The sequence below is a fragment of the Actinomadura rubrobrunea NBRC 15275 genome, from assembly GCF_001552235.1.
Lineage (GTDB): Bacteria > Actinomycetota > Actinomycetes > Streptosporangiales > Streptosporangiaceae > Spirillospora > Spirillospora viridilutea.
Genome location: NZ_BCQU01000020.1, coordinates 22,061 through 33,808, shown reverse-complemented (window position 1 = coordinate 33,808; position 11,748 = coordinate 22,061). Strand labels below are relative to the sequence as shown.

General features: G+C 73.1%; 9 protein-coding genes. 3 read left to right on the top strand and 6 right to left on the bottom strand.

Going from position 1 to position 11,748, the window contains the following annotated elements; translation table 11 throughout:
* Positions 1–33 precede the first annotated feature (33 nt).
* Genes paaC through paaE form a run of 3 tightly spaced genes read left to right on the top strand, consistent with a single transcriptional unit; the run spans position 34 to position 2,549 of the window.
* Entirely contained in the window at positions 34–942 is a 909-nt protein-coding gene (paaC, locus tag AR3_RS08690) for a 1,2-phenylacetyl-CoA epoxidase subunit PaaC (protein ID WP_067911336.1), read from the top strand.
* A complete protein-coding gene (gene paaD, locus AR3_RS08685) occupies positions 936–1,439 on the top strand; it encodes a 1,2-phenylacetyl-CoA epoxidase subunit PaaD (RefSeq protein WP_067911227.1) in 504 nt (167 codons plus the stop codon). Before paaC ends, paaD begins: the two co-directional genes overlap by 7 nt.
* Positions 1,440–1,442: 3 nt before the next feature.
* Positions 1,443–2,549, top strand: coding sequence for a 1,2-phenylacetyl-CoA epoxidase subunit PaaE (gene paaE / locus AR3_RS08680; RefSeq protein WP_067911226.1), 1,107 nt, complete (start codon positions 1,443–1,445; stop codon positions 2,547–2,549).
* A 409-nt stretch (positions 2,550–2,958) separates the two neighbouring features.
* Here paaE and AR3_RS08675 read toward each other — a convergent pair whose 3' ends face one another.
* From AR3_RS08675 to AR3_RS08645, 6 genes are all read right to left on the bottom strand, one after another.
* On the bottom strand, positions 2,959–3,870 hold the full coding sequence (locus AR3_RS08675; RefSeq protein ID WP_146150368.1) for an LppU/SCO3897 family protein: 912 nt from the start codon (positions 3,868–3,870) through the stop codon (positions 2,959–2,961).
* 1,224 nt (positions 3,871–5,094) lie between these two features.
* The gene (locus tag AR3_RS08665) at positions 5,095–6,381 is read right to left on the bottom strand and encodes a YncE family protein (protein ID WP_227023356.1); all 1,287 of its coding nucleotides are present in this window, start codon (positions 6,379–6,381) and stop codon (positions 5,095–5,097) included.
* Between the two features lie 256 nt (positions 6,382–6,637).
* Positions 6,638–7,183 (bottom strand): NUDIX hydrolase, encoded by a 546-nt coding sequence (locus AR3_RS08660; protein WP_083951134.1) that lies wholly within the window; start codon positions 7,181–7,183, stop codon positions 6,638–6,640.
* A complete protein-coding gene (locus AR3_RS08655) occupies positions 7,180–7,620 on the bottom strand; it encodes an SRPBCC family protein (RefSeq protein ID WP_067911220.1) in 441 nt (146 codons plus the stop codon). The genes AR3_RS08660 and AR3_RS08655 overlap by 4 nt, the downstream gene beginning before the upstream one ends.
* 50 nt (positions 7,621–7,670) lie before the next feature.
* Positions 7,671–8,978 carry an ABC transporter substrate-binding protein gene (locus AR3_RS08650; RefSeq protein ID WP_067911218.1) on the bottom strand — a complete coding sequence of 436 codons (1,308 nt, stop codon included), beginning with the start codon at positions 8,976–8,978 and terminating at the stop codon, positions 7,671–7,673.
* A gap of 53 nt (positions 8,979–9,031) precedes the next feature.
* Positions 9,032–11,452, bottom strand: a complete 2,421-nt coding sequence (locus AR3_RS08645; protein WP_067911216.1) for a substrate-binding domain-containing protein — start codon at positions 11,450–11,452, stop codon at positions 9,032–9,034.
* Between the last annotated feature and the right edge of the window lie 296 nt (positions 11,453–11,748).

Below are 11,748 nucleotides of genomic sequence, written 5' to 3'. Positions count from 1 at the left end.
GCGCCCCAGAACGACACGCCGCCCCGGAGCGACATGCAGTCTCAGACCGACACGCAGCCCGACGCCTCCGACAACGCGCTGGTCGCGCTCAGCGAGGAGCACGACGAGCACGTCCGCTGGGCGTTCGGCACCGGCTTCCACGACCCCATGGCCGGCGTCGACACCGCCCTGCCGGACGGCGTCGACGGGAACGCCCTGGCCGCCTACTGCCTCATGCTCGGCGACGACGCGCTGATCATGTCGCATCGGCTGCAGGAGTGGTGCGCGCACGCCCCCGAGCTGGAGGAGGAGGTCGCGCTCGCCAACATCGCGCTCGACCTGCTCGGGCAGGCGCGGCTCTTCCTGACCCGCGCCGGGCAGGCCGACGGCACCGGCCGCAGCGAAGACGACCTGGCGTTCTTCCGGGACGCCGGGGAGTTCCGCAACGTCCGGCTGGTCGAGGCTCCCCGCGGCGACTTCGCGTTCGCCATCGCCCGCCTGCTGGTGTTCTCCACGTGGCGGCTGGCGCTGCTGGATCGGCTCACCGCGTCCCGCGACCCGGTGCTCGCCGCGATCGCCGCCAAGGGCGTCAAGGAGGTCGCCTACCACCGCGACCACGCCGCCCTGTGGACGGTCCGGCTCGGCGACGGCACCGACGAGTCGCACCGGCGCATGCGGCGCGCCCTCGACGACGTCTGGCCGTACACCGAGGAGCTGTTCACCGCGCACGACATCGAACGCCGCATGGCCGAGGAGGGGGTCGGCGTCGACCCGTCCACGCTGCGCGCCGAGTTCGACGCGGTGATCGGCGAGGTGCTGGCGGAGGCCACCCTCCCCCGCCCCGACGCGGACGCGCGGCCCGGTGTCGGCGGCGGTCGCGACGGCGTCCACTCCGAGGAGCTCGACGCCCTGCTCGCCGAGATGCAGAGCGTCGCCCGCGCGCACCCGGGGGCGACATGGTGACGGTCGCCGACGCCCGCGCGGTCGCCGAGACGGTGACCGACCCGGAGCTGCCCATGCTGACGCTGGGCGAGCTGGGCGTGCTGCGCGACGTGCAGGCCGAACCGTCCGGCCGGGTGGTGGTGACGATCACCCCCACGTACACCGGCTGCCCGGCCCTGCAGACCATGCGCGACGACCTGCGCGCCCGACTCACCGAGGCGGGCTTCGCGCCGGTGGAGGTCCGCACGGTGCTGACCCCGCCGTGGACGAGCGACTGGATCAGCGAGTCCGGGCGGCGCAAGCTCGCCGCCGCCGGGATCGCGCCGCCCGGGCCGGCGCCCCGCCGCGGCTCCGGGCCGATCCCGCTCGCGCTCGGCCCGACCCGGACGGCGGTGCGCTGCCCCCGCTGCGGCTCCCCGGACACCGAGGAGCTGTCCCGGTTCGGCCCCACCGCCTGCAAGGCGCTGCTGCGCTGCCGCTCCTGCCGCGAACCGTTCGAGCATTTCAAGGAGATCTGAGCCGTGACCGCGCTCGACACCGCGCCCGCCCCCGCATCGCGCCGCCGCCGCGCCGCCTTCCACCTCCTGCGCGTCTCCGAGGTGGAGCGGCTGTGCCGGGACGCGGTCGCGATCTCCTTCGAGGTGCCGGACGACCTGGCCGAGGACTACGCGTTCCGCCCCGGGCAGTTCCTCACCGTCCGCCGCGTCGTCGACGGACGCGAGGAGCGGCGCTCGTACTCGATCTGCGCCCCGGAGGGGGCCCCGCCGCGCATCGGCGTCCGCGAGATCCCCGGGGGAGCCGTGTCCTCGTGGCTGGTCCACAAGGTGCGGCCCGGCGACATGGTGGAGGTGCTGCCGCCGTCCGGCACGTTCACGCCCGACCTGGGGCGGCCCGCGCACCACGCGCTCATCGCCGCCGGTTCGGGCATCACGCCGGTGCTGTCGATCGCCGCGTCCGCGCTGCGCGACCCCGCGTCCCGGGTGTCCCTGCTGTACGGCAACCGCAGCAGCGACACGGTGATGTTCGCCGACGAGCTCGCCGACCTGAAGGACGCCTATCCCGACCGGTTCGAGCTCGTGCACGTGCTGTCGCGGGAGCCGCGCGAGGCGGAGCTGTTCAGCGGCCGGCTGGACGCGGACCGGCTGCGCACCCTGCTGCCGATGCTGCTGCCGGTCCGCGACATCGACCACTGGTGGCTGTGCGGCCCGTTCGGGATGGTCACCGACGCGCGGGAGGTGCTGACGGGCCTCGGCGTGCCGGCCGAGCGGATCCACCAGGAGCTGTTCCACGTGGACGACGTGCCGCCCGAACCCGTCCGCCGCGACGACCGGCCGGCGGAGACGGACGGGCCCGCCAGCGAGGTCACGATCGTCCTCGACGGCCGCGCCACCACCGTCACGCAGCCGCGGGACGTGCCGGTGCTGGACGCCGCCCAGCGCGTCCGCCCGGACCTGCCGTTCGCGTGCAAGGGCGGCGTGTGCGGCACCTGCCGCGCCCGCGTCGTCTCCGGGCGGGCCGAGATGCGCCGCAACTTCGCCCTCGAACCCTCCGAGGTCGACGCGGGGTTCGTCCTGACCTGCCAGGCCACCCCCGCCACCGACCGCCTGGAACTCGACTTCGACGCCTGACCCGTCCCGACGGCGCAGCCCTCCCATCCTGCCCGGGAAGGCTGCGCCGTCCGCCTGAGCTCCCGGCCCGGCCGTCGCCACCCTCGGCCGGGTCGGGAAACACCGAGCCCCGGGGCCGCGCCACCCGGGGCTACGTGTTCTGTTCGGACAGCGGTCACGCGGCTGCCCGGTGAAAGGTCACCGAGTGCGGTGTGCGCGCTTGGAGATGTGCGGCCAGGCCGCGAGCGCGGCCTCTACGCCGGCCTGGAACGCGGCCTGGCGGAGCGCGCCGCCATGTCCGTGCCCGTCACACCGCAGATGCTCGACTGAGACGTCGGTCCGCACGGACCTGCGCCCCCCGGCCCCGCGCCCCTCGGCGCGTTCGAGGCGACGCCGCAGGTCGTCGCGCGGGGCCTGGTCGCGGGCGAGGTCAGACGCGGCCGAGGCCGCCCAGCTGTTCCCTGAGGGTGGGCTTGAGCTGCTTGAGGCACAGGATCGGCAGGTACGCGCCCTTCGCCTCCATGTACTTGTCCGAGCCGGACGGGCAGTCCCGCTGGGTGCGGACCCGGCCGGTGACCTTGGCGACCGCGTCGTCGGTGCCGCAGTCGGCCTTGTCCGGCCCGTTGACGCCGAACGTCGGGTCCTTGATGCAGTCGCCCGGGCCGAGCACCTTGCCGCCCGCGCCCAGGCACAGGACGGGCCGGGCGGACGTGCCGGAGATCTTGGCGGTCTCCATGGTCCGCGGCACGGGGCACTGCGACTGGTCCGCCACCCGCGCGATGATCTTGCCGTACCAGTTCGCCGACGTGCACGGCACCTCGCGGTTGAAGGCGATGGAGTCGCTGATGCAGTCGCCCGCGGCGATCATCCCGCCGCCCGCGCCGGGGTCGCCGGGATGCGGGCCGTTGAGGTTGCGGACGCAGACGTCCCAGTAGCGGGTGTCGTCGCTCGCCACCCGAACGCGCGCGCCGCCGTCGGTCTCGTCGGGGCACCCGTCGGTGGAGAAGGTGAACCCGCCGATGGAGGCGCCCTCGCTGCTGCGCAGAATCTTCAGGACCCTGCCCTTGGCCTGCGCGGACTTGCAGCCGACCCGCAGCGCGGAGGGCACCCTCTGCATGAAGGTGGACCTGGTGTCCAGGTCCAGGCGCTTGTCGATGCACTGCCCGGCGGCGAGCGGACCGTCCGGTTCGTCGCCGCCGCCGGCGACGACCACGACGGCGGCGACCACCAGCAGGACGGCGGCCACGGCGCCCCCGCCCAGCAGCGCGATCAGCCGGCCCGTCTTCCGCGACCCGGCGGGCGGCGGCTGGACGGGGAAACCGGGCGCCGGCATCGTCGGCATCTGCCCCGGCCCCATGCCTCCGGGGGACGTCGGCGGCACCCCGAAGCCGTGCCCGGGCGGGCCGGGAGGCGGTGCCGCCTGTCCGGGCTGGGCCGGTTGCTGCGGAGGCCAGGGCTGCGGCGGTTGCCCGGGCGCCCCGGGGCCGCTCGGCGGCTGGGCGGGCTGAGGCTGCCCGGGGCCGCTCTGCCCGGCGACCGGATTCGTGCCCGGGGGCGGTGGAGGCTGGTTCGGCGCGCCCTGCCCCGGCTGGGCCGGGCCCGCGGGGTCGGCCCCGGACCCGTGCCCGGAAGGATGACGAGGCTCTTCGGGACGCCCACCCTCGCTGTTCACAATTCCCCTTCCCAACGGCTCGTGTCGCAGGGACCGAACGAGCCGACCATACTGCGTGACTCCGACACGACGACTTCACGTCGGCGGCCGCGCGACGTCCCCGCCCCGGACGGGCGGGGCGGTGCGACCAGCATTAGGGATTGACGAGCGGTGCGCCCGCGGAGTTGGGGGAGGAAACAGAGAAATCGGAAGCGTCATGGTCGGGCCCCTGGAGCCGGAGCCCCGGCGGGGCTCGTCCCGATGGGCGACTCTGAGGCGGCCTCGCCGCCCATACGGGAGCACGCGGCCGGATCCGCCGGCGGCCTCGCCCTCGTGGTGGAGTACTCCACGAGCCGCGCGTCCGCACGAACCTGCGGTTGTCGCGGCGCGCGTCCCCTCCTGGTCCAGCGTTGGGGCAGCGGGTCCTTCCAGAGTCGGCGGGGCAGGTGCCGCACCTCCCCGCACGCCATGGCGCCGCAGTTGGAGCGGACGCCGCACGTCGACCGCGTATTCGACGGTGGCCGGCACCGAGTCGTCCGGGAGTCGTATCGCGGCACCAGGTTGCCGACGTAACAGGTGACGCGGGGCTGCTGACGGATGCGGCCGTCACGGCGCGCGTCCCCGCCCGGCTCAGCGTCGAAGAAGTGGGTCATGCCGGGAGGGCCGTGCGTCAGGGAGGCCAGGTGCCGCACCTCCCGCCCGCCATGGTGTCGGCGGGCGCCGCACGTCGACCGCGTACTTGATGGTGGCGGCCACCGAGTCGTCCAGGAGTCGTATCGCAGCAGCAGGTAGCCGACGTAACAAGTCGCCGAGGCGACGACGGGGACGGTGTTCGGCACCGCCCGGGAGGGGGACCGGGCGGCTCGGCGCGGGTGAAGGCCGTCGCGCGGACCGAGCCGCCCGGTGCCGTGGGCGTCAGCCGCCCGAGGGGCCCGTCCAGCCGGCGGGGACGTGGCCGAGGCGGACGCGCTGGGGGTGGTCGCCGACCGGGACCGACACCAGCTTGCGGCCGGTGGCGAAGTCGATCGCGGTGACCTGGTCGGAGCCGCTCTCGGAGACGATGCACGCCGTGCCGTCGCCGCTCACGGTCGCCCAGTACGGCTTGGACGCCGTGACGAGCGGCCCCTCCTGGAGGGTCGCGCGGTCGACGACGGTCGCGTAGTCGTCCATCGTCCCCGCGACGCACAGCTTGGTGCCGTCAGGGCTCATCGCCAGGCCGTGGTGGCGGGAGTCGTTGACCCAGTCCCTGCGGTCCTTGCTGGTCTGCGGGTTCTCCGGCAGCGTCTTCACCCGGGTGATCTTGTCGGTGGCGACGTCGTACTCGTAGAACCCGTTGAAGAACGACACCTGGAAGTAGAGCTTGGACTCGTCAGGGGTGAAGACGGCGGGCCGGACGGCGTCCGAGACGTTCCGGTGGCCGAAGGCGTCCAGCCGCTGCCGCATGTCGATGACCTTGACGACCTGGAAGGTGGAGGTGTCGGCGACGGTGATGCGCCGGTCGCCCTTCGTCCAGTCCCATATCGGGTCGTCGAGGTCGGTGTTCACCTCGCCGATCGACATGTTCCACAGGTAGCGGCCGTCGCGGCTGAAGATGTTCTCGTGCGGTTTGTCGCCGGTCTTGAACGACCCGAGCTCCCGGCCGGTCTCGATGTCCAGGACGTGGACGGTGTTGGACGTGGACGCCGACACCGCGACGCGCCTGCCGTCGGGCGACACCGCCATGTGGTCCGAGCGGTAGCCCGACACGGGGAACCGCCACTTGACCCTGCCGGTGGCCAGGTCGATCGAGACGACGTCGGCGAAGCTGGGACGCGACACCACCACGGCCGTGCCGTCGGGCGTGGTGTACATGTCGTCGACGAACTGGTCGTGCCCCTCGCCCACGGTCTCCCGGATGCCGAGGAAGTAGGCGAGCCGGATGGGGTTGAGGTAGATCTCCCTCAGCCGCTCGTTCTTGTCGGGGATGACGTTGATACGGCCGATCTTGGCGAAGTCGCCGGTGGACTTGATGACGTCCGCGGTGCCGTCCCAGTTGTTGCCGACGAACAGCACTTCCTGCAAGTCGGCGGCGTCCGCCTGGGGCGCCGCGGCGGCCGCCGTCCCCGAGCCCGCGACGGCCATGGCGAGCGCGGCCGCCATTCCGCCGAGAAGCCGCCGTCCGGAACGCCCTTTCAGCCGCCGCGAACGCCTGCTCTTGCTCACGGACATCGTCACCCTGCCTTTCGTCGCACGGCTCGTCGCGCGTGGGTCACGGTCGGACGAGTGCCCCGCAGACCACGTCGCCCCGATCGAATAGAACGTGTTCTAAATGGGGGCTACTAGAGAGTAAGTAGGGGCCGTGATTCCGACAAGACCCGACTTCGAACCGTGCGCGAGGCGTTGAAACGAGTTACATGAACACGACCGTCTCTCAGTCGACCCGGAGTCGGTCGGCGGACGCCGCCGAGGCGGTGCGGGGTCAGTGGTGCCAAGGGAGGCGTACAGGGGCGTCGGGGATCCGTCCCGCGAGCAGGTCGGCCAGCAGGGACGCCAGGCCGAGCGGGTAGACCGTTTCGTCGGTGGACCGCAGCTCGTCCAGCGTCCACCAGCGGTGCCCGGTGACGTGGTCGCGCTCCACGACCTGGAATCCGGAGGTGTCGATCTCGTAGGCGGCGGTGCGGTGCAGGAAGAAGTCGTCGCGGAACAGGCCGCGAGCCCAGCCGAGATCGGCGTGGCCCGATGTGACCGCCACCCGGGGGCCGAGATCCTCCGGCGCGACGGCCAGACCGGTCTCCTCCCGCAGCTCCCGGACGGCCGCCTCGCGCAGGCTCTCGCCGCCGTCGACGCCGCCGCCCGGAGTGATCCAGTAGTGGCCGAGGTCGGGCCTGCCGGAGGCGCGCAGCATCCGGAACAGCAGGATGCGGCCGGAGTCGTCCACCAGCAGCACGCGCGCCGACCTGCGCCGGTAGCGCTCGTTCCCGTCGGCCGCGGATCCGGAGGCCGTGTTCTCGGCGGCGCGCGTCACCGCGCGAGCTCGGAGTCGAGCTTGGCGAGCTGCTCGTCGTAGATGCGCTCCAGGCCGCGGGGCGCGAAGGTCCGCTCGAAGAAGCCTTTGACGCCGCCCGCGCCGCTCCAGGTGGTGGTGATGCGGACGCACGTGCCCTCGCCCGCGGGGGAGACCGTCCAGGTGGTCACCAGCGAGGAGTTGGCGTCGCGCTCGATCAGGGTGTTCTCGTCCGGGACGCTGACCGACATCAGGCAGTCGCGGACGCGCCTGCTGGTGGCGGCCAGCTTCCAGTGCACCACCGTGCCGTCGCCCTTGCCGCCCTTCCGCACCTCGTACTCGCTGAAGTGCCCGGTGAGCGTCCTGGCGCGCACGCCCTCGTAGTCGCCGATGGCGTCCAGCACCCGCTGGGGGCTCGCGCCGACCGTCTTCTCGGCGGTCGCAGTGACCTGTCCCATGCCCTTCATCTTCCCCCACACCGGCGGAAACACCGCGCGGCGCGGATCGGCTACCTGCCGTCGGCGGCCCGCAGCATGTCGGTGCGGAGGGCGGCCAGCTCGCGGTCCATGACCTTGGGATCGGTCACCGCCCGGCGCAGCCGCGACTGGATGGTGCTGGACACCTGGTCGTAATAGGGCGTGACGGGCCGGGTGCGGGCCCGGTCGATGCTGGTCCGCAGGATCGCGAGATGCGGATACGCGCGCTGCAATTGCGGGTTGTCGTACAGCGCCTTGCGGGTGGGGGCGACCCCGGTCTGGGTGAACAACGTCCGCTGGCTTTCGAAGCCGGTGAGGAATTTGATGAAGCGGCGGGCCGTGGCCCGGTGCCGGGAGCAGCGCGACACGGCCAGGTTCCATCCGCCCAGGGACGACGACATCGGCAGCGGCGCCACCCCGAAGCGGCCCGCGACGCGCGATCCGCTGGAGTTCAGCACCTGGTACGCGTACGTCCAGTTGCGCATGAACAGCACCGACCCGTCCTGGAAGGCGCTCCGCGCGCCCTCCTCGTTGAACGTCAACGCCTCCTGCGGGATCCAGCCCTCGGCGACGCCCTGGGCCAGCCGGGAGATCCCCGGGCGCAGGGCGGACGGCTCGGCGAGGATCTCCCCGTCCGGCCCGAGGACCTCCGCGCCGGTGTCCCAGAACGCCTCCATGGCGTTGACGGTGAACCCTTCGTACGCCCCCAACTGCGTGACGTAGCCCGCCATGTTGTTCGCCGGCGCGATCGACATGGCCTGACGGCGCAGTTCCGCCCAGCTGGTGGGGACCCGCGCCCCGGCGCGGTCCAGCACGTCCTTGCGGTAATAGAGCAACCCGACGTCCGACCGCAGCGGGATCCCCCACAGCTTGCCGTTGTAACTGGCGCCTTCGATGGGCCTGGGCAGGAACGCGTCGGCGTCGAATTCCCTGCGGGAGAGCGGCACGATATAGCCCCACCGGGCGAATTCCGCCGTGCGGACGATGTCGATGGAGATGACGTCGTAGCAGACGTCCGGGCCCACCGAGGCGTCCTCGTCCCGGTCGGCGGACGCGTCCTGGGCGTGCGCGACGAGCTGGGCGCGCTGGTCGTCGCTGTTCTCCGGCAGCTCCACCATCTCGACGCGCTCGTCGGGGTTCTGGTCGTTCCACTGGTCGACCAGCCGCTTGATCTGGCGGCCGCGGGTGGTGTCGCGGCTGTCGGCGAACACGATGCGGCCGACGCCGTCGTCCGCGCCGTCCTGCTCCGCGGACGTGCACGCCGCCGCGACCGCCATGGCCGCGGACGCGGCCGCCACCGCCGCCACCGCCCGGCGGACCGCCGGCGAAGCGAATCCCATCACGACTCCCACGACTTCCACGCCCCTCGTCGTCGGCACGCGCGCGAACGGGCTCACGGCGGATTGCCCCACAGCCCGGCCGCCACGCCGTCGAGCGCCTTGCGCATGGCGGTCATGTCGTCGATCGGATAGCAGGCGCCGCCGCCCGCCTGCGCGAGCTCCTCCAGGCCGTCCTCGCAGCTCCCGCTGTGGAACGCCAGGATGTAGAGGCGGACGGGCGGGCCGTCCGGCAGCTCGGCGCGCAGCCGGGCCGCCCGCTCGCGCGCGTTCCCGCCGTCGTCGGTGCCGTCGGCGATCACGATCAGCGCCTTGGTGGGCTCGTCGGCGGACCCCTCCTCCCGGGCGCCGCCGCTCCGGCGGAGTTCGCGGACCGCCTTGCGGATGGGCCCGTACAGGACGGTGCCGCTGCCGCCCGGCCGCAGCCGCACCTTGGCGAACCGGTCGTCCTGCGCGGGGTCGGGCGGCCCGAGCGGCACCTGCTCGCGGTGGTCGCGGCCCCCGTCCAGGTCGCGGGCGAACGTCCACACCCCGATCTGGTCGCGCGCGCCCATGAGCCGCCGCGACCGCCTGATCGCCGTCTCGGCGGCCGCCAGCCGGGTGCCGCCGGCGCCGGGGAACGAGGCGTCCATCGCCGGCGACACGTCCACGGCCATCAGCACTGCGGCGGACCTGCGGACCCGGTCCCACGCCTCCAGCAGCGGCCCGTAGTGGATCTTTCCGGCGAGGTCCAGCAGCCGCGGCGTCACCAGCACGTCCTGCGGCGGATCCGGGTCCTGCCCGTGGACGTCGTGGTACCCGGCCTCCCGCAGCCGCTGCTGGGCCTCGGGCCCGCGCAAGAAGGCGTACAGGTCGTCGACGACCCGGCGGCGCTCCGGGCTCATCGGCGGCGTGCGGTTGATCACGACGTACGGGTGGTCGAACAGGGGGGTCTCCCCCTGGACGGCGAACGTCAGCAGGTCGGGCTGGCCGGCGCCGGGCGGCAGCGGACAGCGGCCGTCGAGCGAGTCGCCCCTGCGGTAGTCGATCAGCGTCTTCTGCGAGACCAGCACCGCCGTCCGGTCGTGCAGGTCGCTGCCCGGCCGGGACGCGCGCACCGCGCACAGCAGGCGCTCCGGCTCGTCGTCGTCGCGGGCGACCGCCTGCTCCACGGCGTGCAGCCGCTTGGCCGCCTCCGTGCCGTCCAGCGCCTCCTCGCTCAGCACGTCGCGGCCCAGCGCGGCCCGGTACAGCGCGGCCGTGGCCGCCAGGCCCGTGCTGGACGTGCGGGGATTGGCCCGGCCGAAGAAGTAGCCCCGCCGCGACCACGACAGCACCTCGTTCCAGGTCAGCAGCCTGTCGCCGCGGTCGAGCAGCCGCAGCTTCTCGGCCATGGGACGGGGCACGCCCACCACGAGGCGCGAGCCCGCGACGGACCCCCGGACGTCCAGCGTCACCGTGCCGACCCGCTGGGCGCGCAGCGCCTCCCGCAGCTGCTCGATCTCCAGCGACGAGTCGGGCAGCCACACGTCCGCCTCGTCGGACACCTCGCTGCCGGTGGCCTGCAGGGTCGTCGCCGCCGCCTGCTCGACGGTCGCCCGGGCCGGGCCGCGCGTCAGCCAGCCCTCCCTGATCGACTCCTCGATGCCGCCCGCGTGCGACGCCGTCACGACGTTGACGTCGGCGGCCCGGCAGCCGTCCGTCCCTTGGTGGTAGCCGCTTTCGAAGCTGTCGGTCAGGGCCTGGACCACCTGCGCCTTCTCCGGGGACACCCGCACCCGGACCTGCACCGGCGGACGGTCGCAGAACGGCGGCCGGGGCTCCCCGGGGACCAGGCTGAGCAGCGGCAGCGCCACCGCGCCCACCACCGCGATCCCGCCGAGGCGGCGCGGCACTCCCACGCGGTGGCGGGGCGGCTCCGGCGCGGGGAACGTCCGCATCCACGCTTGCACCGGCCCGCGCCGTTTGAACGTCGCCGGCAAGGGCCGGTACTGCTCCGGATGGTTGGAGGGGCCGCCCTGTTTGACGACGTCGTTGAAGAACGACTCGGAGACGATGACGTTCAGCGGAGCGTTCGTCTTGTCGACCTCCGCCTTGAATTCGGGCGCGTCCAGCAGTCGGAAGGCGTCGTTGACCGCTTTGCCGGACACGCCGTGCGGGTCGTGGGCCACTTCTCCGGCGTGCATGGCGGCGCGCAGCCGGATGTGCACGCCGACATTGGTGGTGGCGTTGTGCACGGCCAGCTCGCGGGCCAGATGCGGCAGCGCCTTCAGCAGCCGCACGGTGGGGACGGAGGCACTGATCAGAATGAGCGCGCCGTCGCCGCGGTCCTCGCGGTGCCGCCGCCAGGGCGAGTACCAGGGCAGCAGGGCGCGCAGGAACGCCCGGCGCAGCGCGCGATACATGCCGTCCCGCGCCACGCGCTGATGAAAGTCGCTGGCCTGACTGGTGAAGTGCACCATGTCGACGCAGAAGATCGTGTGGTGGCGCGGTTCCATGGTCGGCCTTCGGGGGTGGGCGTGGTGTGTGCACGGCTTAGGCCGCCGCTCCTTCGACGAGCCTAGGGGAATAGCGGTGTGATCACCTTCTCACAGGTCGAGTTCTGCGGAAATGCGCCATGGTATTCCGAGGGACCGTGGCGGTGTGCGGATGGCCGGACCATTCGAAAAGGCGGGCATGGCCGTTGCGGAGGCGTTTCCGGTGCTCGCCGCGGATTCTTCCCGGTTCGTCAGTGCGCCATGTGCGTCGTGCCGAAGTCGGCCGCCGACAGCGCCGCGCCGCCGCGGTACCTCCC